The following is a 26,330-nucleotide window of genomic DNA, read 5'->3' as shown; positions in this document are numbered from 1 at the left end:
GCGCTATCGCAACCCGCTACGATAAACTGAAATCGACCTTCCTCGCAGCCGTGCAGTTCGCCTCAATCATCATCCTGCTTAACTGACGACACGCCGTAGTACGCTGGTCAACCGAGGGGCTAGATGGCGTGAAAGAATCAGTCCGCACGCGCTACCTGTCCAGCATCCGCCGCTTCGACGAGCATTTCGGTTCTCTGCTGGTCGCTTCCATCACCACCCGGGATATTGCTGACTGGATCAGCGACCGTAAACGCAACGGGTCAATAAAAGCGCAAGGAAAAGGGAAGGGGAAAGCCATCTCCAACGCCTCCATCCAGCGCGATCTGACCGCCCTGTCCCGACTGCTCAGTTTCTGCTGTTCGATCGGCTGGCGGACAGATAATCCGGTGCAGGCCTTTGACCGCACGATCATTCGCGAACGCCGTGAACCAAAGCGTCCGCCCACCCGCAAGGAAATCCAGACCGCGATCGACGCGGCGCCACCGGGGATTGCAGGCATCCTGACCATCCTGGCCGAGACAGGCATGCGCATGAATGAAGCCGTGATGCTGGAGCGATGGCAGGTGGACAGCCGAAGCCACCAGATCCTGCTGACCAAAACCAAGACCAGCAGGCCGCACACCATCAACTGGCACACGTCAGGGGAAATGCCACCAGAGCACTGGAAGACGGGGCCGCATCCGGATTTCTCTACACCAGCGGCACCACTGGCAAGCCGTTCGCCAATTTTTCATCCAACCATGCCCAGATCATGCGACGCATCCTGCGTGACAATCCGCTGTTCCGGCGCTTCGGGGGGCATGACCTGCGGCATGCCTTTACTGTGCGGTGGCTGAAAGCGGGAGGGAATATCTACCGCCTGTCCCGACACCTTGGACACAGTTCCGTGAAGGTGACCGAACAGAATTATCTGGGCTTCCTGACTGTCGAGGAACAGGAGCGGGTCCAGTTCCAGGCGGAGCAGATTTTTGCAGGGGTCCCCACAAATTCCCCCACAGCAGCCTGAAAAACCGTTCAGAAACGACCAAAGCGCCCCGTGGGGCGCTTGGCAATTTCTTGTTTATTTTCAAGAAGTTTTGGCGGAGGGGAAGAGATTCGAACTCTCGATACGGCTTAACACCGTATAACGGTTTAGCAAACCGCCGCCTTCAGCCACTCGGCCACCCCTCCGCCGAAGAGCGCGCATTATCAAGTAACACGGCGTTTGCAGGGGTGCTTTTAGCCTGTGGTTGCCCCCCTGCAAAGCCCTAAAATGCGTAAAAGCCCTTTTTTACAAAACTTTTTTCAGGGCTTCATTCACGATGGCCGGATTGGCCTTGCCTGCCATGGCTTTCATCACCTGACCGACAAAAAAGCCGAACAGACGATCCTTGCCGCCACGGTATTCTTCCACCTTGTCGGCATTGCGCGCCAGCACGTCGGCCACAGCCGCGTCGATCGCACCCGTATCGGTTACCTGCTTCAGCCCCTTACGCTCCACGATGTCGGCCGCGCTGTCGCCGGTCTCCAGCATGTCCTCGAACACTTCTTTTGCGATCTTGCCGTTAATCGTCTTGTCGGCCATCAGGTCCAGCATGCCGCCCAGCGCCTGTGCCGAGATGGGGCTGTCCTGAATGGTGCGACCAGTACGGTTCAGCGCGCCAAACAGGTCGCCCGTGACCCAGTTGGCGGCAAGGCGTGCGTCGCGGCCCTTTGCCACTTCCTCGTAGTAATCGGCGATCGCCTGTTCGGCGACGAGCACGCTGGCGTCGTAGCGGGGGATACCATACTGCCTGATGAAACGGTCACGCTTGTCATCCGGCAGTTCGGGCAGGGCACGTTCCAGTTCGTCCACCCATTCCTGTTCCACCACCAGCGGCAACAGGTCAGGATCGGGGAAGTAGCGGTAATCGTGCGCATCTTCCTTGCTGCGCAGGGAGCGGGTTTCATTGCGTGCGGGATCGAAAAGGCGGGTTTCCTGATCCACCTCGCCACCATCTTCCCATACTTCCACCTGACGCGCGGCCTCGACCTCAATGGCATGCATCACGTAGCGGATGGAATTGACGTTCTTGATCTCGCAACGCGTACGGAACGGCTCACCGGCCTTGCGCACGGATACGTTCACGTCCGCACGCATGGACCCTTCTTCCATATTGCCATCGCATGTGCCCAGATAGCGCAGGATCTGGCGCAGTTTGCGCAGATAGGCTCCAGCTTCTTCCGGATTACGAATATCCGGCTCGCTTACGATCTCCATAAGGGCCACACCGGCACGGTTCAGATCGATGAAGGAGCGTGCAGGGTCCTGATCGTGCATGGACTTGCCAGCATCCTGCTCGATATGCAGGCGCGTAATGCCGATATGACGTACGGTACCGTCAGCCAGTTCGATCTCGACCGTGCCTTCGCCCACGATGGGGTGGGTGAACTGACTGATCTGATAACCCGTGGGCAGATCGGCATAGAAGTAGTTCTTGCGATCAAACCGGCTTTCCAGATTGATGCGCGCACGCAGCCCCAGCCCCGTACGAACGGCCTGTGCCACGCATTCCCGGTTCAGGACGGGCAGCATGCCCGGAAAACCGGCATCAACCAGACTGACATGCGTGTTCGGCTCCCCACCATAGGAAGCGGAAGCCCCGGAAAACAGCTTCGAGTGACTTATGATCTGTGCGTGGACTTCAAGCCCGACCACGATTTCCCATGTGCCGGTCTTGCCTTCGATCGTGTAGCTCATTTCGCGCCCTCCGCACGGATGGCAGGCCGGTGGGTGAAGCCCGCTGCACTTTCCAGCGCGCTGCCTGCGGCCAGCAGGGTTTCCTCATCAAACGGACGACCGATCAGTTGCAGGCCAAGCGGCAGGCCCGTATCCCCAAGCCCGACCGGCACCGACATGGCGGGCATACCCGCCATGGAGGCAGGAACGGTGAAGATATCGTTCAGGTACATCTGGACCGGATCATCACTCTGCTCACCCTGCGCAAAGGCAGGTGTCGGCGCGGTGGGGGTCAGCAATACGTCAACCTGCTGGAAGCATTCCGTAAAGTCGCGGCGGATCAGTGTGCGGACCTTCTGCGCCTTCAGATAGTAGGCATCGTAATACCCGGCGGACAGGACATAGGTGCCCATCATGATGCGGCGACGCACTTCCGGTCCGAAACCCGCACGGCGGGTTGCTTCGTACATAGCATCGAGCGTCTGGCCTTCCACACGCTCACCAAAACGCAGGCCATCATAACGGGCCAGGTTGGATGAACACTCGGCAGGGGCCACAATGTAATAGGTGGCAAGGCCATATTTCGTGTGGGGCAGGGACACATCCACGATTTCACAGCCTGCGGCCCGAAGCCATTCGATACCCTGCTGCCATGCCGCACCGATTTCTGCCGACAGGCCCTCGGCACGGTATTCACGCGGAATACCAACCTTCAGCCCCTTCAGGCTGCGGCCAATGGCTGCCGAATAATCCGGCACGTCCCTGTCGACGCTGGTGCTGTCACGCGGGTCGAACCCGGCCATGGACTGCAGCATGATGGCACAGTCACGCACGCTACGCGCCATGGGGCCCGCCTGATCGAGGGAGGAGGCATAGGCAATCGTGCCGAACCGGCTGCACCGGCCATAGGTGGGCTTGAGCCCCACAATGCCGCAATAGGCAGCGGGCTGGCGGATGGAACCGCCGGTATCGGTGCCGGTAGCACCCATGGCCAGCCCGGCTGCAACAGCAGCGGCTGAACCACCGGAAGAACCGCCAGGCACCAGAACGGTATCGGCCTCACCCTTGCGCTTCCACGGATTTTCGACCGGTCCGAAAGCCGAGGTGATGTTGGCCGACCCCATGGCGAATTCATCAAGATTGGTCTTGCCGACAAACACCGCGCCATCGCGCAGCAGGTTGGCCGTGACCGTGCTTTCATATGGGGGAACAAAATTTTTCAGGATATTGCTGGCCGCCGTGGTCCGCACGCCCGTAGTGCAGAACAGATCCTTGATACCCAGCGGGATACCGGTCAGCGGCTTTGCCTCGTCCCGCGCCAGCGCGGCATCGGCATGGGCCGCGGCTTCAAGGGCCGCGTCGGATGTGGGGGTGATATAGGCGTTAAGGCGCGGGTTCAGCGCCCCAATGGCGTCCGTATGGGCGCGCACCAGTTCCACGGCGCTGAAGGCGCGCTTGCGCAGGCCAGCCGCGGCATCGGCAATCGTCAGTTCGGTCAGGCTCATTTTATTCAACAACCTTGGGCACGGTATAGAAGGGGCCAACAGCATCGGGCGCGTTGGACAGGACGGCCTCACGGCAATTGCCGTCGGTCACCACGTCCTCACGCGTGCGCAGGGCGGCGTGGCCCGTGCCGACCATGGGGGAGCCCCCCTCGACATCGACCTCGTTCAGCTGCTCGACCCAGCCGAGGATCCCGTTAAGCTCCCCTTGCAGGGACTGAAGATCAGACTCGTCAATACCAATCCGTGCCAGTCTGGCAATGCGGCGGACGGTCGCGGGATCAAGCGACATGAAGCAATAACTTTCCATCGTAACAGGGGAAGAATATCCTGCGGCGCAGGACCTGCTGAGGAACATACCCCCGACCATGCCCCTGTTCAACATATCCGATCTCCGTTCCCGCCTGCGCACGGGCCAGCGCCTGCTGGGGCTGGACCCCGGACGCAAAACAATCGGCGTCGCCCTGTCGGATGTGGGGCTGATGCTGGCATCGCCCCATATGGCGCTCAAGCGCGGGAAACTGTCTGTCGTCGCGGCCGAAATCAGCCGGATCGCCCATACGCAGGATGTCGGCGGGCTGGTGGTCGGCCTGCCCCTTTCGCTGGATGGCAGCTTTGGCCCCGCAGCGCAGGCGGCGCGGGACTGGACGCTCAACCTGTCGGACATGACCGGACTGCCTGCCGCGATGTGGGATGAACGGCTGTCCTCATCCGCCGTGAACCGCTTCCTGATCGGGGAAGCCGACATGACCCGCCAGCGCCGGGGGGAGGTCGTGGACCGGATGGCCGCCGCCTATATCCTGCAGGCGGCCCTTGATGCCTCCATCACGCCCGCTGCGGAGGAATGAATTGCGAACTCGTGATGGCATGACTGGATTGTTCTAAACACCGACCCGGTGGTGGCAGGGGCTGCTATGGTCCCTGCCACCACCGGCGCATATCAGAAGGCATCATTCCCGTCTGCCAGACTGCCGGACCCTACGTGCCAAAATACGAGGAGACCGGCCATGCGTCTGCCGCATCTGCACCTGCCTTACCTGCATATCCATGTGCATGACCGCCCACTGGCGGGTGATCCACATCCCCATAATCCATTCCACTGGAAGCTGTATTTCTGCGAGGCGGTGGCCACGGCCGTCCTGATGATTCTGGGCCTGAGTGCGGTTATCCTCCTTACCGCACCCGGCAGCCCCTTATCGGCCCCGCTGCTTCACCACCCCTACATCCAGACCGCGCTGTGCGGACTGTGTTTTGGCCTGTCGGGCACGGCGGCCGCCATGACCCCGTTTGGCAAGGTCAGCGGGGCGCATATCAATCCTTCCGTCACGCTGGCGTTTTCACTGGCGAAACGCATTGGGGGGATCGATGCCTTAAACTACATGATCGCGCAGGTGATCGGGGCCTTCCTTGGTACGGCGATGGTGTATGAAGCCGGGAAGCTGGTGGCATGGTGGGGCAATATGGCCGTGGCCGTGCATTACGGGGCGACGGTGCCGTATGAGCACATATCCATCTGGTGGGCGATGTGGTCGGAAATGTTCGTTACCGCAGCCCTGATTGCCATGCTGTACTGGCTTGCAGCCCATCCGCGCTGGAAATTCATCACGCCGTGGTCCGGTGGGCTGTTTTTCCTTGTCATGAACCCGATTACGGCATGGCTGTCCGGCAACAGCGTCAATTTCGCCCGGACACTGGCCCCGGCCCTGTTCGCGGGGGAATGGGCAGGATTATGGGTTTATGTGGTCGGGCCATTTGCAGGGGCGTCACTTGCCGTCATGGCCATCCGTATGAATTTACTGGGCAAACTGCACCTGCTTGAAGCGCGACTGGTCAATTTCGGCCATCATGGCCGTGTGCCGGGACTGGATGACCCGCACCGCAAGCTGAACCACCCCGATGATCACCTCCACATCCCTCCGGCATCAGAACCGGCGGGAGAGGGGACCGCGCCCGGCGCAACCCACGTCTGACATAATCCGTTGTTTTGTCAGGCGGGCATTCGCGGCCATATTCACCAGCCGCGCCGCCAGCCATGGGCCGCCGAGGGAGAAAGCATAATAATGAAGCGTTTTTTCAATACGCGAGACACAATCGTAACTGAATCTCTGGACGGTTTCCTGCGCTCTGCCGCAGGACAGCACCTGTGCCGACTGGATGGTTACCCCGATACCTGCGTCATCATGCAGCGCGAACCGGACCGGACACAGGTTTCCATCATTTCCGGTGGCGGATCCGGACATGAGCCCGCCCATGCCGGATTTGTGGGCAGGGGCATGCTGACGGCTGCCGTGTGCGGCGCGCTGTTCGCCTCGCCATGTGTGGACGCAATCGTGGCGGCCATCCTTGCCACGACGGGGGAGGCCGGGTGCCTTCTTGTCGTCAAGAACTATACCGGTGACCGGCTGAACTTCGGCCTTGCAGCCGAACGCGCCCGCACGATGGGCAAACAGGTTGAAGTCGTGATTATTGGTGACGACATCGCCCTGCCGGATTCCACCACACCACGCGGCGTTGCGGGCACGGTGCTGGCGCACAAGCTGGCCGGTTACGGATCCGCGCAGGGCTGGGATCTGGCGCGTATTGCCGATTTCTTACGCATGGCCGCAAAGCGTATGCGCACCATCGGCCTGGCGCTTGAGGACTGCAATCCGTATGAGCCGGGGCGCGGCAGCCGCCTTACAGCCGATCAGGCCGAACTGGGCCTTGGCATCCATGGTGAGCCGGGCGCGCAACGTATCGCACTGGCCAGCGCCAATGATCTCATGCACAGGGCCGCCGCCACGCTGGAAGCCAGTCTGCCCGCTAATGCAGGCGACAGCCGTCACGCCCTGCTGCTCAACAACCTCGGCTGCGTGCCGGAGGTGGAGATGACGCTGCTGCTGGAATCCTTCAGCCATGTACCGCTGGCGCGCCACGTCTCGCACATCATCGGTCCGGCATCCCTGATGACCGCACTGGACATGAACGGGTTCTCGCTCACCCTGATTGAACTGGACGATACCATCCGGCAGGCCCTTGAGGCACCTGTCCAGCCACATGCGTGGCCCGGTATCGCGCCGCTGGACGCGCCTGCAATCGTGCCCATGCCCGAAATGCCCGATCCGTTCCCTTACAAGCCAACCCGCAATGCCACGATGGCAGGTCTGCTGGAACGCGGTGCGGACGTTCTGGTGGCCAACGAAGCGCCACTTAATGAACTGGATGGCAAGATCGGGGATGGCGATGCGGGTTCCACCTTTGCCGGTGCGGCCCGTGACATCATTGCCGCCATCGACCGACTGCCCATGGATGACCCGCACCAGCTCATGACTACAATCGGCAATATCCTGACCCAGCATGCGGGCGGTTCGAGCGGCGTGCTGTTCGCCATCATGTTCTCGGCCGCCGGACGTAGCGAGCAACCGTGGCAGCAGGCCCTGCGCGATGGACTTGCCCATATGATGGAATGCGGGGGCGCCAGACCGGGTGACCGCACCATGATTGATGCGCTTTACCCCGCGCTGGAAACACTGGCTGATGGCGGCACATTGCGGCAGGCCGCCCAGGCAGCCCGCAAGGGGGCCGATTCAACCACTACGATGAACAGCGCCCGTGCGGGCCGTGCAGCCTACGTGCCCAGTGAACATGTCCGTAATGTACCCGACCCCGGCGCGGAAGCTGTAGCCCGCCTGCTGGAAGGGCTGTCCGAAGGCTGATGAAAGAAGGGTTGCCCCCGAAGGCAGGCAACCCCTCATTTCATGATATTACTGCTGCGGTGCGGTACCGCCATGCGTGCTGACACCGGGGCCACCGCCGCCGTCCGATCCGCCACCGGCTGGCTTGGGTTTGTCACACCCGGCAAGACAGCCAACAATGGCCACGGCAAACATCATCCGCGTAAGGTTGCGCACTGGTTTTCTCCTCTCCAGCTATTCTGGCTTTCAAGGGGAGTTAACCGCCCGACCGCGCCACGGTTGCGTGCAAAAACCGGGCAGCGCCGCATAAGCAGTTCAACAGACGCCATTTCACGCATGCGCGCGCAGCAGCGGTAGCGGTGCTGGAAGGAAGGATGTTCCATCCGATCCATGTCCGTTTATGTCCGCCCTAGCGGACAGCCTGTTTTCGGAAAAAACGTTCAACAGCCAGCATGCCGAGCAGTTTCGCGACTTCGAATCCCTCGCGTGTCTGATCGATGAGGTAACGCATAACGGCCTCCTCTTTAGACTATCGGATTACATTGTGTCGCATCGTCACACCAGACGGAAGAAAAAACGTTCCGTCCGGTGTTCACGATTGCTGTTCTGTCGCTGCACGGAAAAGGTCGCGCAGGAAACCCCGAAAAATCAGCTCTGCTGTTTTTCCGCCGCCCTGGCAAACAGTGCGGAAATGGCTGCCTGTGCCTCGGTCTGGATGCGCTTGAGATGCTCTTCGCTTTTGAAGCTTTCAGCGTAGATCTTGTAAACATTTTCCGTGCCGGATGGACGCGCTGCAAACCAGCCGTCCCTGGCTTTTACCTTCAGCCCCCCGATTGCCGCGTCGTTGCCCGGCGCACGGGTCTGGGTGCTTTCGATCGGCTCACCGGCCAGTTCATCCATACCGATCTGCTCGGGGGTAAGGTTTTTCAGGAGTGCCTTTTCCTCCGGGTTGGCCGGGGCGTCGATACGGGCGTAGTACGGCGTGCCAAGGCGGCCCGTCATGTCTTCATACGCGGCACCGGGGGAACGACCGGTACGGGCCGTGATCTCGGCGGCAAGAAGGCCCATGATGATGCCGTCCTTATCCGTCGTCCATACCGTGCCGTCACGACGCAGGAAGGACGCACCGGCACTTTCCTCCCCCCCGAACCCGAGGGAGCCATTATACAACCCGTCAACGAACCATTTGAACCCCACAGGCACCTCAACCAGCCTGCGGCCCAGTTCCTTCGCCACCCGGTCGATCATGCTGCTGCTGACAACCGTCTTGCCCACAGCGGCATTCGCGCCCCAACTGCCGCGGTTGTTGAACAGGTATTCGATGGCGGTGGCCAGATAATGGTTCGGGTTCATCAATCCATACTGACCCGACACGATGCCATGCCGGTCAGCATCGGTATCGTTGGCGAAAGCGATATCAAAACGCCCGCGCATACCCACAAGGCGTTCCATGGCGTAGGGGGAGGAACAGTCCATGCGGATCTGTCCGTCCCAGTCCGCCGTCATGAACCGGAAGGTGGGATCGACCTCCGTGCTGACAACGGTCGCATTGATGCCATAGCGGTCAATGATGGGTTGCCAGTAATCCACCGCAGCCCCGCCCAGAGGGTCGATACCGATGGAAATGCCGCTGTCACGGATAATATCCATATCCACGACCGCTGCCAGATCGTTCACATAAGGCGTGATGTAATCGTGACGCTGCACGGTTGGGGACTGCAATGCCGCTTCATAGTCAATGCGTTTCACCCCTTCCATATTTTTGCCGATGTAATCGTTGGCTGCGGTTTCCACCACCTTGGTAATATCGGTATCGGCAGGGCCACCATGGGGGGGATTGTATTTGAAACCACCATCTTCCGGCGGGTTGTGAGACGGGGTGATGACAACGCCATCGGCCAGCGCGCTGCTGCGGTCGCGGTTATAGGTCAGGATGGCATGCGAAATGACGGGGGTAGGGGTGTAGCCGTCCTTTGCGTCAATACGGGTTTCCACACCATTTGCGGCAAATACCTCAAGTGCCGATTTCAGCGCAGGCCGGGACAGCGCATGCGTGTCGATCCCGATGAAAAGGGGACCATCAATGCCCGCACCCTTCCGATAATCGCAGATGGCCTGACTGATCGACAGGATATGATTTTCATTAAAACTGGTGGTCAGCGATGAACCCCGGTGTCCCGATGTTCCGAACGCTACCCGCTGCGCCGCAATGGCCGGATCGGGTTTACGGGTATAATAGGCATCCAGCAGGGCATCGATATTGACAAGACGGTCCGGATCGACCGGCTTGCCGGCAAAATGACTGATGCTGGACATTGACTGCTCCCAAAATATGGTAATGCAAACACTCTGTAGGGTTAAATGTGACTTTTCAATGGCCTGCGTTGATCGGGCCTACCGTATGGACAGATACGACAACCGGCAGCGCATCCCCTCCCGCCTGCTTCAGGCATGGCCCTGACGAGAACCACGCTACCAAAAAACACATATAAATTTCCTTACAGGCAGGTCTGACGGGCGTCCACCCCAAACCATGGACGTGACCATCTGCCTGCATCCCGGACGCACAGGACTATATGCTTATCCAGACCGCTTTCGTTTCCTGAACTACCGCTCACGATCGCGCGTGCCGGTTGCAACATTCTGGCGGAATGCCCATCTGTACCAGCATGAACGATCCCATGATGGCTGATACCCGCCCACGCCACCCGCTATCGGATGAGCATAAGCGCCGGGAAAGGCTGGACCGGTTACTCCGGCGCCTGCCTGCGCGCGGCGAGCGGGCAATGATCTGGCTGCTTCAGCCCGGCAGGGCATGGCTGCGTGGGATTCTTGGCTGCCTGCTGATTCTGGGGGGCGTGCTGAGCTTTCTGCCCATACTCGGGTTGTGGATGCTGCCGCTGGGCATCATCCTGCTGGCCGAAGACGTGCCGGCGCTCCGCAGGCTCAGCGCCCGTATGCTGGAATGGATAGAGCAGCGTCATCCCAACTGGCTTGCCCCGCCACGTGACGGTTCATGCCAGCCGGACCGGAACTGACCGGCTTATCAGACCATAATTGGTAAAGTGGGTCGGGGCAGGAACAGTTTCAGTTCCCGCCGCGTGTCTTTGCCTTCTTGCGGCCGACAACGGACAGCCGGGTAGTGACCAGACCATAGCCCATCTGCTGCACGATGGTATCCAGCAGGGCATCAAGTTCGGCATTCTCGAACTCGATCACCTTGCCGCTGTCGGCATCGATCAGATGATAGTGATCCCCATGGTCGCCATCGGCCACTTCATAGCGGGCACGACCGCCGCCGAAATCGCGCCGCTGAAGAATTCCATTTTCTTCAAACAGGCGGACGGTACGGTACACGGTGGCAATGGAAATACGGGAGTCCACGGCCACCGCACGGCGGTACAGTTCTTCCACATCCGGGTGATCATCGCTATCTGACAGGACAAAGGCGATCGTCCGACGCTGGCCTGTAAGTTTCAGGCCACGCTGACGGCACAGATCCGCAAGGGGAGAATCGGGGGAAGTCTGCTCTTTCATCGCTCTGTAACGTAATCCAAACAGACCATGGGGGTCCAGTAGGGATAAGCAGTTCGGGCTATCGATTTTAATTGCAATTGATAATCTTTCGCATTATACAATCATCACCGACACAACAGGGAGCGGGCTCTGCTACGGCCCGAGCGGATGATGACCGACACGACAGTTTTCATGAATGATCTTTCGTGCAGCGAACGCCTGCTGGTCTGGTGCGTGCGCCGCCTGAACGGCAACCCCCATGACCGTTCCACCGTACCGGGGCTGGCGTTGCCATTTTTCCGGGCGGATTTCGCCGCTGTGGCAAATGCATTCCATATGGCGCTGGCCCGGCTGCGCGCCTTTCAGGCCCAGCCGGTGGATGTGGCGATATGCAGCGCCACGCGGCTGACCCGCACGGAAAATCACTTTCTGGCCGCCGCCGCCGCCGCACAGGAAGGACGCGAGGCGGAGGTGCGCCGCGCGCTAAGGCCCGTTTTTCTTCATCATCATGTGCTTTCGCCCTTTGCCGCCGCCATTACCCAACTTGGCGCGTGCATGGCGGGTGCGGGCTACTGGCTGCCACGCCGGGGGCAGGGCACCACGACATCGGGCAGGGTACCTGTCACGCGCCTGCGCTGGAACCACGGGCGGGGAACGGACAGTGCAAATGCAGCCCCCGCCGCGCACGCAGCCAACGGGGCCCACCAGCCTGTAGGGGCTGGCAGCCTTGGCACCCTGCGCTGGCATGATGCCGACATGGCCAGCGCCCATGTCATGTGGCCCCGTAGCGCGGCCCTCGCCCAGACAGGGGGCGTATGAAAAACGCCCTGAAGCGCGGGCCATATCGACTGGCCTGCGCATCAGGGCGTCAGGGGCGGCAAACAGTCACCGCCATGGTCTGCCCGCGAACGGGCAGGGGATCAGGTCAGTCCTGATCGGGAGCGGCGGCGGAGTTCAGCTTGATGTAGCGTTCAATGCCGATCTGCTTGATCAGGTCGAACTGACGGTCAAGGAAGTCTTCATGTTCTTCCTCATTCACCAGGATCTTGAGCAGCAGATCACGCGACACATAATCGCGCACGCTTTCACAATAGGCGATGCCTTCACGCAGGTCGCCAATTGCCTTTTCTTCCAGCTTCAGGTCGCATTTGAGGATTTCCTCAACGTCCTGACCAACAAGAATCTGGTTGTAACGCTGCACGTTGGGCAGGCCACCCAGATAAAGGATGCGCTCGATCAGCCAGTCGGCATGACGCATTTCCTCGATCGATTCCTCGTATTCCTTCTTGCCCAGCAGGGTCACGCCCCAGTGGCGCAGCGTGCGGGCATGCAGGTAATACTGGTTGATGGCCGTCAGTTCATTGGTAAGCTGTGTATTAAGGTGTTCGATAACCTTGGGGTCTTTAATCATGGATCGTGCTCCCGTCCTGCCTGTCTGCCGCCCAGGTTACTCCTGTTGCAACCTGCGGTGCGTTAAAAAAAGCGTTGCATAACCGTCGCCTGCGCGCAACCCTGACGTAACCGTGGCCGACGGGCCGCACGCAGTCCGTGGCAGGAAACGACCGCATGAACCATACCACCTACCGCACGCTGGATGCAGCCGGCATCCGCGATCTGATCGCGGGTCTGCCAGACATTGCCGCGCGCCTTGGCGGCACGGTGGAACACTGGCAGGTGCGCGAGGTAAGCGACGGCAACCTGAACAACGTATTTATCGTTACCGGCCATACGGGGGAAGTCTGCCTTAAACAGTCATTACCCCATGTCCGTGTCGATCCGGCATGGAAAATGCCGCTCGACCGCACGTTTTTCGAGGCCGAATGGCTACGCGCCGTTCAGCCTCTGGCCGGTGCGCTAACGACCGAATTCCTGCATTTTGACCCGGTACTCTATGTCCTGATTGTCGAAAGCCTGTCTGGCCATACCGTCCTGCGCTCCGCCCTGATGCAGGGCGTGGACTGGCCGGGCGTGGCCCCGCGCATCGCAACATTCGTAGCCCACACCACATTCGGCACATCGCTGCTTGCCCGCCCGTTTGAGGACGTATTCACGGCACGGGGCATTTTCTGCGCCAATCAGGCCCTGACGCGCATCACGCTCGATCTGGTGCTTGACCATCCCTACCGTGACCATCCGCGCAACCACTGGGAAGAACCGGAACTGACCCCGATCGTGCTGGATATCCGATCCAGTGCGGCGACCCTGATGGCGGTCGAGAACCTGCGCCGCCGGTTCCTGTCGCAGCCACAGGCCCTGCTACATGGCGATCTGCATACCGGTTCGATCATGAGCACGCCGGACGATACGCGCGTGATTGATGGCGAATTTGCCCTGTATGGCCCTATCGGATTTGATTGCGGCATGTTCATCGGCAATCTTGTCCTGCATTATTTCGCCACCCCGGACCACGCCGCGCGACAGGCGACATTGCGGGACATAGCGGCCTTCTGGGCCTGCTTTCAGGAACAGTTCCTGATATTATGGAACATGAATGAAGCCGCGCCTGCTGGCACACTCCGTCCGCTTGCCTACGGACCGGCGTCGCGTGTAGCGCAGCAGGCGTTCATTGATGAAATCCTGATTGATACAATCGGCTTTGCCGCGGTCGAGATCATCCGCCGCCTTATCGGCTATGCACATACTGCGGATTTTGACGCCATAGCTGATCCACAGCAACGTGGCGCGTGCCGTGCGGGGGCATTGGCCTTTGCCTATCATGTACTCGAACATCATGCGGAGATGGTGACGATAGGCGACTTCCTGTTCAGTCTGGGCGAACGGGAAAAGACAGGGCTGTAAACACACCCTGACCCTGTAACAGTTATTCCGCCTGCTTCTTTCCCGTCATATCAGACATGAGGGCCGCAAGCCGGTCCATGGAGTGGTGCAGGTCCCGCACGATCTCCTCCACCGGTCGGTGCGGGGCAGGGCGATGGAAATAGCGTGGAAACGAAATCGCACACCCGACCTGCGCCCGTGTCATATCCAGTCGGGCTGCGGCATCATGAGGCCGGATCATGCTGGCGAACCACGCATGCGGGTCCTGCGCCATATCGGTTAGAAATACCGTACGGGTTGGTGCGTCATCACGCACCGGACGTTCGACCACGAGGCTGCGGTAGAGAAAATCCCGCCCTGCCACAATGCGCGAAAATCCCACCCGACGGGATGATGATGGCCAGTCGATCCCATCACCTCCGTCAAAAGGGGTATCCTGATCGTTCGGACCCGACGGCTTGGCCACCTCCGTCACCGATGCATCCGGGTCGTGACAGGGGACTCTTTCCTGCGGTGCATCGGTTGCCAGCACGTCCCAGTGCTCCGCTGCGCCATCTTCCCCCTCATGCAGGACCACATCCATCTCCGCGCCTGCCATGCAGGCTTCCATGATGGCGCTGAGGTGCCCCGGCGTCATTTCTCGACGTTTTTCACCACTGCTGCGCATCGCCCTGCGCCATAGGAAGGAGGCATCAATCAGTCGCACTTTACCCTGCCGGGCGGCGGGCTTGTGGTTATCAAGTATCCACACATATGTAGCGATGCCGGTATTGACGAACATGCCCATGGGCAGGGCAATGATGGCATCGATCAGGTCGTGTTCCACCAGATAACGCCGAATGGCGGATTCCCCGCTTTCCGCGCCGCCACCAGATAGTGCGCCCGCATGGGTCACAACCCCCACACGGCTGCCGCCATGGCGGGGGCTGCGCATCTTTGCCAGCAGATGCTGCATGAACAGCATCGATCCGTCCGACAAACGGGGCAATCCGGCAGAGAAACGCCCGGCTGGACCACGGGCATGTTCCGCCTGTATCGCGGAGCGGATGTTGCGCCAGTCCAGCCCGAACGGTGGATTGGCCAGCATGCGGGCGAAATGCCGCTTCCCGTGCCCGTCTTCCGTCAGCGTATTGCCCTGCGTAATCTGCGCAGGCGACTGCCCCCGCAGCAACAGATCGGCCCGACACAGCGCACAGGACTGCTGGCCCAGTTCCTGACCGAACAGGCGTATTTCCATCCCCCGCGCCTGCAACCTGTCCGCCGCACGCCCCAGCAACGCGCCCGTTCCGGCGGCAGGGTCATACAGATCATGTCGCGTGGGGACCGTATCAGTAGCAAAAACCAGGTCCACCATAAGGTCCGTGACCTCCGGCGGGGTGTAATGGACGCCCGTGCCCCGACTGGTGGTGAAATGATGGACCAGTTCCTCAAACAGGCGCGCCATGCCTTCGGTGCCATAATGCGCAGGCGCCAGATCGAGGGCCGCGAAATGCGCTGCGACCGCGTCCAGCAGTTCCGCCTGCGCCAGACGGTGGGCAAGCGCACGCACATCAAGCTGCGTCATGATGGACTGAACGGAGCGGGGCAGCCGCGCAAGCAAGGTCTCGAACGTCGCAAATCCGTCCACCGCCTGCGCTACACCCGCCAGTCCGGCAGCGGGACGAGTGCGGGCCTGTTCCATACGACGCAGCACCGTAAAGGCCAGAATGACCGGCCCATACTCATCCGGCTGCAACGCGCCACGTAACAGATCAGCGATACGCCAGATGGCGCCAGCCGTAAGTAGCGGGCGATGCATATCTGTCTCAGCCAGCCTGGCCTGCACGCTCTTCCGCCGCCGCCGTGCGCCACAACGACAGGGCAACCGCGATGACGGCAGGCCCAATGAACAGACCCAGCAGACCGAAGACATGCAACCCGCCAAGAATGGCCGTCAGCACCGCAAGGAACGGAATGCTGGTGCTGCCGCTGATCAGCTTGGGCCGGACGAAATGATCCCCCACACCATAGGCAATCGTGCCGATGACGCCCACAATGATCGCCTGCGTCACCCCGTTCGTGGCAAAAGTCATGAGCGTAGTCGCGCACAGCAGGATCGGCCCGCAGAACGGAATGATACTGACAACGGCGGTCAGCAGCGTAAGCAGGGCAGGGTGCGGGGTTCCGGCAATGAAATACCCGATCCCCACCAGCACGCCCTGACCCAGCCCGACCAGAACCAGTCCAGCTACAGTACCACGCACGGCGCCCACCGTATTGCGGATGACATCGCGCGCCCGTCCGCCTAGAAAACGGCGGCCAACGGCACGGATATCAGCGATCAGCGTATGGGACGCAGCCAGATAGAAATAGACGGACAGGGTGGCGATGACGAATGTTTCGGTCATTTCCATCACACGATGCGGAAGCTGCCGTCCGTCGCCCGACGCAAACATGCGCGAGGCCACGCTGGTCCAGTGTCGCAGTTCATCGGGATCGGACAGGTAATGCTGCCACAGCGCTGACAGTCGGGGGCCGAAACGCGGTATTTCCGCCACCTGCGGCGAGACGGGAATGCCATCATGCAGGGCGTCGCGTCCCCATGCCATGAGGGAGGGGATTTCCAGCCCCGCCCGTACAGCCATGGCGATCATCGGCACGGCCAGCAGCGCAAAAATGCCACCAGCAATCAGACCTGCGGCCAGACCATTGCCCATGCCACGTTCGATCAGCCTGCGGTATAACGGGTAGGTTGTGATCGTCAGGATGCCACCCCATACGAACGCAAACAGGAATGACTGTTCAATCCACGCGGAAAACGACAGGACTGCACATACAAATATAAAGGTCCCGATATACTGGGTCCGGCTCCGGTTATCTTCCATATGGCTGTTCTGTCCTGTTTCTGTTGATGCAACTGTTGGAATAAATATAAACTACACGCGGCGAAACGGCATGAAGGCCTGTATAGTCCTGTGCCCTGCGCCCCTCATGGCAGAAGAAGGTAAAGAGGGTGTATAGACCGCGTGTGCGGGGCTATGGCGGGATTACCCTCCCTGTTCGCACGCGATATGAACGCCGTCTGCACCATCGCGTCTGCATGAATGTTCAGCAGGTCAGTTGCCCGTTGACCGCCGCAACCCGTAACGCCACGCGATATTCCCCCAGATGGGCTGCGACACGCTCGCGTGCCCTGACCTGACTGGCGTGCCGATCCTGCTTCCTCCATACCGTTTGTGCAATTTTGCGCTGCGTGGGCAGGGACGGCAGGCATAATTCCAGCGATGCGAGGGTAGCGGTATCGAGTTCCGCAAATACGCTACCCCCTGCACGCCGCCGCAACTCGGACCCGGCGGCGTGAAGAAACAGGGCCGCATAACATGGGTCTACATCTTCCGTCCGACGCACCAGCGCCTTGCAGCCCTGACTGACCGAAAGCGGTCCCCGTCCAATACCTACCCGCCCCACCGGCGCACGGGTGGACACAACCAGCGCACCCGCCGGAACCACAGCCGCACGGCAGGCTTCAAGCCCGATGGCGGACAGGCTGCGCGCACCGCCGGTAATCCATGCAGGCGGACCATCGGGCAGGTCCGCAGGGGTTATCCATGTCACATCGCCCCCCCAGTTCTCTGGCCGGGTGGTCGCGGGTGTGCCGCCGCCTGTTATGTTAAACAGGGCGGCAAGGGGACGTATGACATGACCCGGCGGCACGGAGGGAGGCCATGCACCGCTATCATAACCAATGGCATGCTGGATTTCCGCCCTGATCCATTCCCCCGCAAGCGCAGCCTGCCGGGCCAGTTCAGCCATCTGGTCGTCGATCCGTTGCATCGCATGATCCAGCATCACTGCAATCGCCTTCTGCCGATACAGCGGAGGACAGGGCACGGGGAGGGAGTTCATCCGCGCCCGCACCAGCTTGCGGCGCGTCGTACCGTCCACATGGGCGGCGTAGCATACCGTATTGAGCGCATGGGCCAGAAAGCGTCCGTCCATCCCCGCCCTGGGGCGCAGCACATGGACGTGATTGCCTGCCCATAGCGGTCCCTCATGAAAAAATGCGACATCCCGGCTGGGGTCAAGAAAGGGCGCACCATCTTCGCCCAGCAGTACCAGCGCCCCGTCAAACAGGGCCTGATCCACATATCCGGTTATCCCACTTGCACCGTGATAGGGCACCACCCCGGACCGCTGCGCGCGCTGGGCCCGATTAAGGGGCACGCGCCGGGCATCAAGACAGTCCACAAGCGCGCCAAGGGGGGCCACAGGCCAGCATGATGTCATAGCGTCCCTTTGTAAGCGCCATATCCATCCGCCGTCGAGGTCAGGACAGCGACATTACATCCGACCGGGCATGCTGGCCCTGTGCCACGAAGTAGTATACACCGCACGACGCACCTGCGCAGCACTGGCATAAGGCGCATTGCCATGGCTCCATGCCGGGCCATGGCTGACTACAGGGTTTCATGACGCGTCCAATCAAACCGTTCCGGACTGAATTCCGGTCCATTCTCGCCATTGCGGGCCCGATGGGTCTTTCGCAGTTCGCCCAGATGCTGATGGGCCTGACCGATGATGTGCTGCTGGGCAGCCTTGGGGCCAGCGCGCTGGCGATCGGCGGCCTTGCCACGGGCACATTTTTCACGCTGACCGCCATTCTGGCCGCCGTGATCGAAGCAGGCGGCATATTGCTGGCACAGGCGCGCGGACGTCAGGATCATGCCGTCCTTGGCACCATTATCACATCCATGCTGCTGGTGGCCGTGGTTCTGTGTGTGCCTGAACTGTTCTGTCTGGCCCATGTCGATACCCTGCTGGCATGGATGAACGAACCGCAGGCCATCCGCGCGCCAGTGGCCGATTTCGTCCGTATCCTGATGTGGGCGGTGCCGCCCGCGCTGCTGGGACAGGGTATCCTGACAACGGCGCTGCCCGTCATGGGGGCACAGGGTATCCTCATGCGGGTGACGCCGTGCATTACCGTCATCAACGGCCTGTTCAATACGACCCTCATCCACGGCTGGTTCGGCCTGCCCGCGCTGGGGTTGCATGGGTCCGCCATCGCCACGGTCATCACACTGTGGTGCATGCCGGTCATCATGCTGGCCTTCATGATGCGCAGGCCCGAACTGCGCGCGGCCCTGCGTCCGCGCATGCATGAATGGGGACATACGCTCGCGCTGCTTCGCACGGGCCTGCCGATGCTTGCAGCCGCCATGGCGGAGGTCACGCTGTTCCAGGCCAACAGCCTTGAAGCCGCCCGGCTTGGCAACAGTGCTCTGGCGGCCTTCCAGATCATGCTGGGGATCGGGATGCAGTTCTTCGTGCTTTATCTGGCGCTGGGACAGGCATGCAATATCCGTATCGGTTACTGGACGGGGCGGGGTGACCCCACCATGGTCCGCCGTACGGCATGGGCCGGGATGATACTGGGCATCGTGACGGCCAGCCTGGCGACTGTCGCCCTGGCAGCAGGACGATACCCCATCATCGGCTGCTATCTGGACATGACGCAGCCGGGCAATGCGGAGGCTGTGCAGATGGCCCTGACGCTATTGCTGGTTGGCGCAGCCTTCCAGATCCCCGATGCAGTGCAGGTCGTCGCAACCGGCATCCTGCGCGGGCAGGGCGATACTGCCATTCCGATGGTACTGGCCATTATCGGCTACTGGGGCATCGGCTTTCCCAGCGGCGTGTCGCTTGCTTTCCACCATGCCATGGGACCCGCCGGATTGTGGTGCGGGATCGGGATCGGGCTGGTCAGCGTGTTCACCCTGCACGGTACGCGCATCCTGTGGCGCATGCGAAAGCAGACCCATCGCGCGCCCGCATAACAATCGGCGCGTGGCTACAGTCGGTGGTGCATTTCCTCACGGATGCTGTTGCACTTGCGGGTAAAGACCCCGGCCTGTGATGCGGTCATGAAATTGATCAGAAAGGCGCCAAGCAGGGAACAGAAGGACAGGATGATCAGCACCCGCCCCATAAGCGAGATGATCCCGCCGTAATGTTCAGCCGAGTACCACAGCAGCCCGAGACTCAATACCGCACCAAATACCCCCAGCACCCCGGTAGAGCGGATAAGGGATTCCTCTTCCCGGATGAAAGCGGATGATTCCTGCCATAACAGGAACAGTTTGCGATCCATTTCCTGCACTGCGGCAGTATAGGCTTCCGCATCGTCCGGGTGCTGGTGATCGCTCCCGCTACGATGCAGTTCGAGTTCCTGCCTTGCCTTGGCAAAGACGCGCCTGCGTTCCTTGATGGCGGGCAGGCTGATATCGACAAAGCTGAGAATGGCTACATTCAGCCCGGCAGAAAGCTGGATTACCGCCTGAAAATCACCCCAGATCACAGGCTGCCCCCGTGAAGGACCATATAACCGCGCACTCGAGAACCCTGATCAATAATCCGTTTTCAGCCTGCACGGATGGCACGCCAGTCATGGCGCACCCGGAAAGGCGTCACGCCACCGGCACGATTAGCATGAAGGGCCGGGAATATCCACGCTTCCAACCGGCGGCAGTCACCCGTTCTGCGCAATCCATACAGCGCGAAGAGACATGCAATGCTACCCCAGCGGAGCAACTGGCCGTTCCCCCATCCAGTCCGGCGATGCGATGACCGGGGCCGGAAAAATCATACGATAGTCCGCCCATCCGCAACCTGCGGGTTTGATGCGGACATAAAAAAGGGGACATGCCGGTGATGGCATGCCCCCCGATATCCAGAACAGGAAAACCTGTCCCTTACACCTGCTTGTAAAGCAGGCGGGCCCGCAGCGTGCCCTTGAGAGCACGCAGACGGTCAAGGATGCGGTTATCCTTTTCCACGTCACGGCCGGTATCGGCCTCGACCACGACATAGCCCAGTTCACCCGCAGTCTGCAGGTACTGCGCCGTCACGTTGCAGGCTTCCGAGGAGAAGATTTCGTTAATCTGCAGCATGATGCCGGGCACGTTCTGATGCACATGCATGAATCGGGTGCCGTGCGGGTTTTCGGGCAACTGCACGGTAGGAAAATTCACGGCCCCCAGCGTTGAGCCGATGTCGGAATAATCAACCAGCTTGCGCGCCACTTCCACGCCGATGCGCTCCTGCGCTTCCGCCGTGGAGCCACCGATATGCGGTGTCAGGATCACGTTATCCAGACCACGCAGCGGGGTCTGGAATTCCTCACCCGCCGCCTTCGGCTCCTTGGGGAACACATCGATCGCGGCGCCCAGCAGATGGCCGTCCTTCAGCGCCGCCGCCAGCGCATCAAGGTCCACCACGTTGCCACGCGCGTTGTTGATGAGGAAGGAGCCCTTCTTCATCGCCCGGATCTGCGCTTCACCGATCATGCCCGCCGTCTCCGGCGTCTGGGGCACGTGCAGGCTGACCACATCACTCTGCCCCAGCAGGGTTTCGAGCGTATCGACCGGCGTTGCGTTACCATGCACCAGTTTGTCGATCACGTCGTAATAGAACACGCGCATGCCGAACGCTTCGGCCAGAACGGAAAGCTGCGACCCGATGGAGCCATAGCCCACGATACCCAGCGTCTTGCCGCGCACTTCCCAGCTATTGGTAGCGGATTTTTTCCAGATACCGGCGTTGCATTCCTCGGATTTCGGGAAGATGCGGCGCATCAGCATCACGATCTCGCCCATCACCAGTTCAGCGACCGAACGCGTGTTGCTGTAAGGTGCGTTGAATACCGGAATGCCCCCTTCACGCGCGGCATTCAGATCCACCTGATTGGTCCCGATGCAGAAGCAGCCGATGGCGATCAGGCGATCCGCCTTCTCAATCACTTCGCGCGTAAGCTGGGTGCGCGAACGGATACCGACGATATGAACGCCTTCCAGCGCCTTGTGCAGGGCTTCGCCTTCCAGCGCCGTTTTCAGGCGGGTGACGTTTTCGTACCCGTTTTCCTTCAGCAGGTTGACGGCACTGTCATGCACGCCTTCAAGCAGCAGGATACGGATCTTGTCCTTGGGAAGGGAAAGGTGGCCGTTGGAATGGCTGGTCATGTCGTACGCTCCCGCTCAGTACGGTCAAAGTGGGTCGTCCCTATCCGATTGCCTGCGGCATCGCTAGAGAAAATGTGAATACAAAGCACTACAGTGCGCCTGCGGAACTTCCCAGCAGGGCTGTAATCCGGGGCACAAGGGCTGCATTGCCAACCGCCAGCACGGTCCCGTCGCCGTTCGCGTGCAGTGGCCTGCCGGACCAGTCGGTCATGCTGCCGCCAGCCCCCTCCACCACGGGCACGAGCGCCGCCCAGTCCCATATTTTCATGGTACATTCGGCGATAATATCGATCTGCCCCAGCGCCAGAAGGCCATACGCATAGCAGTCGCCCCCCCAGCTTGTGCGCTTGACCGCCCCGGCCAGCGCATGAAAGCCGGGCAGGTGAGGCGGGTCGAGAATTTCCGGCGCGGTGCATGACAGTTCTGCATGCGCCACATCCGGGCAACCGCGCGTGCAAGCCCTGCCGGGCAGGGTGGAGATGTACCGTGTCGCTTCCCCGCGCAGCCCGATCCAGCGTTCACCCGTAACCGGCTGGTCGATCAGGCCAAGGACCGGCACGCCATCATGTAACAGCGCGATCAGGGTGCCAAAGGTCGGGCGGCCCGTCAGAAAGGCGCGCGTGCCATCCACGGGGTCGATGACCCAGCGATAGGGACTCTCCCCCCCTTCAAGGCCGAATTCCTCCCCCATCACGCCAAAGCCGGGCAGGCGCTCGGACAGTACGGCCCGAATCGCACGTTCCGCCGTACGATCGGCAATGGTTACGGGGCTGCTGTCACCCTTGTCGTCAGCCGTCACGCCACGGCGGAAGAAGGGCAGCACGACGGTCCGCGCCACATCCGCCGCGGCAATGGCCGCCTCCATCACCGCATCCCGGGGAAAACCGGCGGGCAGGGCGGACATCAGGGCGCATCCTCATGCAGGGAACGCAGGTAGGCGATCACATCCGCCCGGTCGGTTTCGGACGGGATTCCGGGGAAAGACATCTTGGTGCCCGACGCATATTCGGAAGGCGATCTGAGCCATGCGGACAGGGTGGTGTTGGTCCACGTCTCGTCCTTGTGCGCCTTCAGGGCATCGGAGAATTCGTAGCCCGGAATGTCGCCAACATGCGTACCGACCACCCCGAACAGGTCCGGCCCGATAATGGCAGGGCCATGGGGGGCGGTGCTGTGGCACATCGTGCACTGATGTTCGGCAATGCTACGGCCTTTTTCCACACTGGCCCTGGCCACCAGATCGTCAATGGACGCGCCTGCGGCCTGGGCTGGCTGAGGTATCGCCACACCGGATTTTGCCGGTAGCGGCTCGGGCACTGCCGTATGGGCAACGCCCCAGCTTGCCCCCACCGCAACGGCGGCGATGAGGCAGGCTGCCCCGATCTGGTTAAGGCCTAGACTGTCCATGGTATCCGATGTCCTTCCCATACGGTTGCATGAAAACCGCTCCTTACCTAGACTGCCGCGCGCCCCGTGTGAAGCATGCGGGGCTGCGGTCGGCCCCTGCCACCGCCACAGATTACGGATGGCCCAGACCCAGATCCCATGAAGCCTATTGTTCTGATCCCGGCCCGGATGGCCTCGACCCGGCTGCCGGGAAAACCGCTTGCCAACATCGCGGGACGGCCCATGATCGTGCATGTGCTCGATCGCGCCCGCGCGGCTGATGTCGGCCCCGTGGCCGTCGCCACGGCCGAACGTGACATTGCCGATGTCGTGGAACGTGCTGGCGGCACCGCCATTCTGACCGATCCGGGGCTGCCTTCGGGTTCCGACCGGATCTGGCAGGCGTTGCAGAAGCTGGACCCTGCGGGGCGGTACGACACCATCATCAACCTGCAGGGCGACCTGCCGGGCGTGGAGCCTGCATGCCTGCGTGCCGTGCTGCGCCCGCTGGATGACCCTTCGACCGATATCGCAACCCTCGTGGCCCCCGTGCAGGATCGGGCCGAGGCAATAGCGGAATCCGTGGTCAAGGTGGCATGTGCGTTCCCGGATAAGGCGACAAAGGCGCGCGCGCTTTATTTCTCCCGCATGCCCATCCCATGGGGCCATGGTCCGCTGTGGCATCATGTGGGGATCTATGCCTATCGCCGCGCGGCACTGGCCCGCTTTGTCAGCCTGCCCGAAAGTGCGCTGGAAAAACGCGAAAAGCTGGAACAGCTACGCGCGCTGGAAGCCGGGATGATCATCGGCTGCGCCCGGATCGAAACCGCCCCGTTCGGGGTCGACACCCCTGCGGACCTTGAACGCGCCCGCGTGCTGTCGGGAGCAGGGGCATGAGCGCAAAAAACATCATAGCGTTTCAGGGGCGGCCCGGCGCGTATTCAGATCTTGCCTGCCGTCAGGCACGACCCGGCTGGACCACGCTACCATGCCAGACCTTCGCACAGGCCATAGCCGCCGTTCATGACGGGAAGGCCGAACTGGCCATGCTCGCATGTGAAAACAGCCTGGCGGGCCGCGTGCCCGATATCCATGCCCTGCTGCCACAGGCAGGACTGTTTATCGTGGGGGAACATTTCCAGCGCGTGGAACACTGCCTGCTTGGCATACCGGGCAGCACGCTGGCTGATGCCCGGCGGGTGCATACCCACCCCGTCGCCATGGCGCAGGTGCGCGGCATCATTGCCGAACTGGCGCTGGACCCGGTGGTGGAATTCGACACGGCAGGCGCTGCCGAAATGGTGCGGGAATGGAATCGCAAGGAAGATGTGGCCGTGGCGTCCGCACTGGCCGCAGAACTCAATGGACTTGAGATCCTGCGCCGCAATGTGGAAGACGCATCCCATAACACCACGCGCTTTTACATCGCATCACGCAAACCTGCCGTCCTGCCCCCCCCCGGAGAGGATTTTCTGACCACGCTGCTGTTCCGCGTGTCCAATCAGCCCGGTGCGCTGTACAAGGCGCTGGGCGGTTTTGCCACGACGGGCGTGAACATGACCCGGCTGGAAAGCTACATGCTGGAGGGATCGTTCTCCGCCACGCAGTTCCTTCTGGACGTGGAAGGCCACCCCGAATCCCCACCGCTGGCGCAGGCACTGCGCGAACTTTCATTCTTTTCGGAACAGCAGGAAATACTCGGCGTCTATCCGGCGTCTCCCTTCCGGCGCGGCGGCTGAAGGGGAAGGGCATGCAGGCGGGTTTTGCCCCGCGCGCCGCATTGTCTATATAGTAGGGGCACACGCTCCGGGCCAGCGGGGCAGGCCACAGAGAATACGATGCGCCGGGTCCACCGGCACATGCACAGCAGGACACAGTATCCAGGTGGAAACAACCATGTTCAAGGGTTCCATTACCGCCCTTCTGACCCCCATGAACGAGGACGGATCTCTGGATCTGCCCTCCATGGGCCGCTTCATCGACTGGCAGATCCAGCAGGGCGCATCCGCGCTGGTTCCGGTCGGCACCACGGGCGAAAGTCCCACGCTGACGCATGAGGAACATGCGAAGGTCGTAGCCTTCACCATAAAAACCGCAGGCGGGCGCGTACCCGTCATCGCCGGGGCCGGTTCCAACAGCACGGCGGAAGCCGTCGCCATGGCGAAACAGGCCGAACAGGCGGGCGCATCGGGCGTGCTGGTCGTCACGCCCTATTACAACAAGCCCACGCAGGAAGGCGTGTACCGCCACTTCATGGCCGTGGCGGATGCAATCGGTATCCCGGTCATCCTGTATAATATTCCCGGCCGGTCGGTCATCGACATTTCGGTCGAGACAATGGCCCGCCTTGCCAAGCACCCCAACATCATCGGGGTAAAGGATTCCACTGCCAACCTGCTGCGTCCGCTGCTGGTACGCCGTGCGGTCAGCAAACCGTTCAACCAGATTTCCGGCGAGGACGGGACAGCCGTATCCTTCCTGGCCGCCGGTGGCGATGGCTGCATCAGTGTTACCGCCAACGTCGCGCCCGCATTATGCGCTCAGGTTCAGCAGAGCTGGACGGACGGCAATGTGATGGAGGCCATGGAACTGCAGGACCGTCTGCTGCCGCTGCATGATGCCCTGTTCTGTGAAAGCAACCCCGTTCCGGTCAAGTTTGCCGCCAGCGTGCTGGGGCTTATGGGTGAAACGTGCCGCCTGCCGCTTGCCCCGTTAAGCGATGCCGGTCGTGAGAAGGTCAAGGCCGCACTTTCGGCGGTCGGACTGCTGGACTGAACCC

26 protein-coding genes, 1 tRNA gene and 1 pseudogene are annotated in these 26,330 nt (G+C 61.2%); 12 read left to right on the top strand and 16 right to left on the bottom strand.

The window, feature by feature from the left end; all coding sequences use genetic code 11:
- Nucleotides 1-86 (top strand): annotated as a pseudogene (locus tag CFR79_RS08930) (IS5/IS1182 family transposase); the annotation flags it as partial.
- 42 nt (nt 87-128) lie between these two features.
- A complete protein-coding gene (locus CFR79_RS16170; protein ID WP_258373488.1) occupies nt 129-836 on the top strand; it encodes a tyrosine-type recombinase/integrase in 708 nt (235 codons plus the stop codon).
- A 241-nt stretch (nt 837-1,077) separates the two neighbouring features.
- Here the strand turns inward: CFR79_RS16170 and CFR79_RS08920 are convergent.
- The 4 genes from CFR79_RS08920 to gatC form a co-directional block, all read right to left on the bottom strand.
- Nucleotides 1,078-1,170 (bottom strand) — tRNA-Ser (locus CFR79_RS08920).
- 100 nt (nt 1,171-1,270) lie between these two features.
- Entirely contained in the window at nt 1,271-2,719 is a 1,449-nt protein-coding gene (gatB, locus tag CFR79_RS08915; RefSeq protein ID WP_102323623.1) for an Asp-tRNA(Asn)/Glu-tRNA(Gln) amidotransferase subunit GatB, read from the bottom strand.
- Nucleotides 2,716-4,203, bottom strand: coding sequence for an Asp-tRNA(Asn)/Glu-tRNA(Gln) amidotransferase subunit GatA (gene gatA / locus CFR79_RS08910; RefSeq protein WP_110547654.1), 1,488 nt, complete (start codon nt 4,201-4,203; stop codon nt 2,716-2,718). Before gatA ends, gatB begins: the two co-directional genes overlap by 4 nt.
- Nucleotide 4,204: 1 nt before the next feature.
- A complete protein-coding gene (gatC, locus tag CFR79_RS08905; RefSeq protein WP_110547661.1) occupies nt 4,205-4,492 on the bottom strand; it encodes an Asp-tRNA(Asn)/Glu-tRNA(Gln) amidotransferase subunit GatC in 288 nt (95 codons plus the stop codon).
- 76 nt (nt 4,493-4,568) lie between these two features.
- Here gatC and ruvX point away from each other — a divergent pair, with 76 nt between their 5' ends.
- The 3 genes from ruvX (at nt 4,569) to CFR79_RS08890 (ending at nt 7,895) form a co-directional block, all read left to right on the top strand.
- Nucleotides 4,569-5,048 carry a Holliday junction resolvase RuvX gene (gene ruvX / locus CFR79_RS08900; RefSeq protein ID WP_102323621.1) on the top strand — a complete coding sequence of 160 codons (480 nt, stop codon included), beginning with the start codon at nt 4,569-4,571 and terminating at the stop codon, nt 5,046-5,048.
- Nucleotides 5,049-5,207: 159 nt separating this feature from the next.
- Nucleotides 5,208-6,170 (top strand): MIP/aquaporin family protein, encoded by a 963-nt coding sequence (locus tag CFR79_RS08895; RefSeq protein WP_110547653.1) that lies wholly within the window; start codon nt 5,208-5,210, stop codon nt 6,168-6,170.
- Nucleotides 6,171-6,260: 90 nt separating this feature from the next.
- Nucleotides 6,261-7,895: a dihydroxyacetone kinase subunit DhaK gene (locus CFR79_RS08890; protein WP_110547652.1), complete on the top strand. Its 1,635-nt coding sequence runs from the start codon at nt 6,261-6,263 to the stop codon at nt 7,893-7,895.
- 48 nt (nt 7,896-7,943) lie between these two features.
- Here CFR79_RS08890 and CFR79_RS15875 read toward each other — a convergent pair whose 3' ends face one another.
- From CFR79_RS15875 to pgm, 3 genes are all read right to left on the bottom strand, one after another.
- Nucleotides 7,944-8,090, bottom strand: coding sequence for a hypothetical protein (locus tag CFR79_RS15875; RefSeq protein WP_162900467.1), 147 nt, complete (start codon nt 8,088-8,090; stop codon nt 7,944-7,946).
- On the bottom strand, nt 8,069-8,257 hold the full coding sequence (locus CFR79_RS15660; RefSeq protein WP_146008491.1) for a hypothetical protein: 189 nt from the start codon (nt 8,255-8,257) through the stop codon (nt 8,069-8,071). Before CFR79_RS15660 ends, CFR79_RS15875 begins: the two co-directional genes overlap by 22 nt.
- A gap of 265 nt (nt 8,258-8,522) precedes the next feature.
- Nucleotides 8,523-10,190 carry a phosphoglucomutase (alpha-D-glucose-1,6-bisphosphate-dependent) gene (pgm, locus tag CFR79_RS08885; RefSeq protein ID WP_110547651.1) on the bottom strand — a complete coding sequence of 556 codons (1,668 nt, stop codon included), beginning with the start codon at nt 10,188-10,190 and terminating at the stop codon, nt 8,523-8,525.
- 365 nt (nt 10,191-10,555) lie between these two features.
- Here pgm and CFR79_RS08880 point away from each other — a divergent pair, with 365 nt between their 5' ends.
- Complete coding sequence (locus CFR79_RS08880; RefSeq protein WP_254057891.1) at nt 10,556-10,912, top strand: hypothetical protein; 357 nt, start codon at nt 10,556-10,558, stop codon at nt 10,910-10,912.
- A 49-nt stretch (nt 10,913-10,961) separates the two neighbouring features.
- On the opposite strand, the gene CFR79_RS08875 is transcribed toward CFR79_RS08880, so the two are convergent.
- Nucleotides 10,962-11,411 carry a Fur family transcriptional regulator gene (locus tag CFR79_RS08875; protein ID WP_102323617.1) on the bottom strand — a complete coding sequence of 150 codons (450 nt, stop codon included), beginning with the start codon at nt 11,409-11,411 and terminating at the stop codon, nt 10,962-10,964.
- A 171-nt stretch (nt 11,412-11,582) separates the two neighbouring features.
- Between CFR79_RS08875 and CFR79_RS08870 the strand changes: the two genes are divergently transcribed.
- The gene (locus tag CFR79_RS08870) at nt 11,583-12,209 is read left to right on the top strand and encodes a hypothetical protein (protein WP_254057890.1); all 627 of its coding nucleotides are present in this window, start codon (nt 11,583-11,585) and stop codon (nt 12,207-12,209) included.
- 106 nt (nt 12,210-12,315) lie between these two features.
- Here the strand turns inward: CFR79_RS08870 and bfr are convergent, their stop codons facing one another.
- Nucleotides 12,316-12,801 (bottom strand): bacterioferritin, encoded by a 486-nt coding sequence (gene bfr, locus CFR79_RS08865; RefSeq protein ID WP_102323615.1) that lies wholly within the window; start codon nt 12,799-12,801, stop codon nt 12,316-12,318.
- Nucleotides 12,802-12,956: 155 nt separating this feature from the next.
- Here bfr and mtnK point away from each other — a divergent pair, with 155 nt between their 5' ends.
- A complete protein-coding gene (gene mtnK, locus CFR79_RS08860) occupies nt 12,957-14,189 on the top strand; it encodes an S-methyl-5-thioribose kinase (RefSeq protein ID WP_110547649.1) in 1,233 nt (410 codons plus the stop codon).
- A 22-nt stretch (nt 14,190-14,211) separates the two neighbouring features.
- On the opposite strand, the gene CFR79_RS08855 is transcribed toward mtnK, so the two are convergent.
- The 3 genes from CFR79_RS08855 to CFR79_RS08845 all read right to left on the bottom strand — a co-directional run bounded on the left by CFR79_RS08855 (nt 14,212) and on the right by CFR79_RS08845 (nt 18,434).
- Nucleotides 14,212-15,966, bottom strand: coding sequence for a class I SAM-dependent DNA methyltransferase (locus CFR79_RS08855; protein WP_181417405.1), 1,755 nt, complete (start codon nt 15,964-15,966; stop codon nt 14,212-14,214).
- A gap of 7 nt (nt 15,967-15,973) precedes the next feature.
- Nucleotides 15,974-17,032, bottom strand: coding sequence for an AI-2E family transporter (locus CFR79_RS08850; RefSeq protein WP_110547648.1), 1,059 nt, complete (start codon nt 17,030-17,032; stop codon nt 15,974-15,976).
- Between the two features lie 223 nt (nt 17,033-17,255).
- Nucleotides 17,256-18,434, bottom strand: a complete 1,179-nt coding sequence (locus CFR79_RS08845) for a restriction endonuclease subunit S (RefSeq protein WP_110547647.1) — start codon at nt 18,432-18,434, stop codon at nt 17,256-17,258.
- A 182-nt stretch (nt 18,435-18,616) separates the two neighbouring features.
- Between CFR79_RS08845 and CFR79_RS08840 the strand changes: the two genes are divergently transcribed.
- Nucleotides 18,617-19,984 carry an MATE family efflux transporter gene (locus CFR79_RS08840; protein WP_110547646.1) on the top strand — a complete coding sequence of 456 codons (1,368 nt, stop codon included), beginning with the start codon at nt 18,617-18,619 and terminating at the stop codon, nt 19,982-19,984.
- A 14-nt stretch (nt 19,985-19,998) separates the two neighbouring features.
- Here the strand turns inward: CFR79_RS08840 and CFR79_RS08835 are convergent, their stop codons facing one another.
- From CFR79_RS08835 to CFR79_RS08820, 4 genes are all read right to left on the bottom strand, one after another.
- Complete coding sequence (locus CFR79_RS08835) at nt 19,999-20,505, bottom strand: hypothetical protein (RefSeq protein WP_102323610.1); 507 nt, start codon at nt 20,503-20,505, stop codon at nt 19,999-20,001.
- A gap of 394 nt (nt 20,506-20,899) precedes the next feature.
- Complete coding sequence (serA, locus tag CFR79_RS08830; protein WP_102323609.1) at nt 20,900-22,165, bottom strand: phosphoglycerate dehydrogenase; 1,266 nt, start codon at nt 22,163-22,165, stop codon at nt 20,900-20,902.
- A gap of 88 nt (nt 22,166-22,253) precedes the next feature.
- Nucleotides 22,254-23,069, bottom strand: a complete 816-nt coding sequence (locus CFR79_RS08825; RefSeq protein ID WP_110547645.1) for an inositol monophosphatase family protein — start codon at nt 23,067-23,069, stop codon at nt 22,254-22,256.
- Nucleotides 23,069-23,572, bottom strand: a complete 504-nt coding sequence (locus CFR79_RS08820; protein WP_110547659.1) for a c-type cytochrome — start codon at nt 23,570-23,572, stop codon at nt 23,069-23,071. The genes CFR79_RS08825 and CFR79_RS08820 overlap by 1 nt, the downstream gene beginning before the upstream one ends.
- A 138-nt stretch (nt 23,573-23,710) precedes the next feature.
- Here CFR79_RS08820 and CFR79_RS08815 point away from each other — a divergent pair, with 138 nt between their 5' ends.
- From CFR79_RS08815 to dapA, 3 genes are all read left to right on the top strand, one after another.
- Nucleotides 23,711-24,448 (top strand): 3-deoxy-manno-octulosonate cytidylyltransferase, encoded by a 738-nt coding sequence (locus CFR79_RS08815; RefSeq protein WP_110547644.1) that lies wholly within the window; start codon nt 23,711-23,713, stop codon nt 24,446-24,448.
- Nucleotides 24,445-25,290: a prephenate dehydratase gene (locus CFR79_RS08810; RefSeq protein ID WP_110547643.1), complete on the top strand. Its 846-nt coding sequence runs from the start codon at nt 24,445-24,447 to the stop codon at nt 25,288-25,290. The genes CFR79_RS08815 and CFR79_RS08810 overlap by 4 nt, the downstream gene beginning before the upstream one ends.
- Before the next feature lie 157 nt (nt 25,291-25,447).
- Nucleotides 25,448-26,326 (top strand): 4-hydroxy-tetrahydrodipicolinate synthase, encoded by an 879-nt coding sequence (gene dapA / locus CFR79_RS08805; protein ID WP_102323605.1) that lies wholly within the window; start codon nt 25,448-25,450, stop codon nt 26,324-26,326.
- Nucleotides 26,327-26,330: the final 4 nt, after the last annotated feature.

The organism is Komagataeibacter saccharivorans, from assembly GCF_003207825.1.
Lineage (GTDB): Bacteria > Pseudomonadota > Alphaproteobacteria > Acetobacterales > Acetobacteraceae > Komagataeibacter > Komagataeibacter saccharivorans.
The sequence above is the reverse complement of the archived record's forward strand: the minus strand, read 5'-3'. Positions and strand labels throughout refer to the sequence as shown.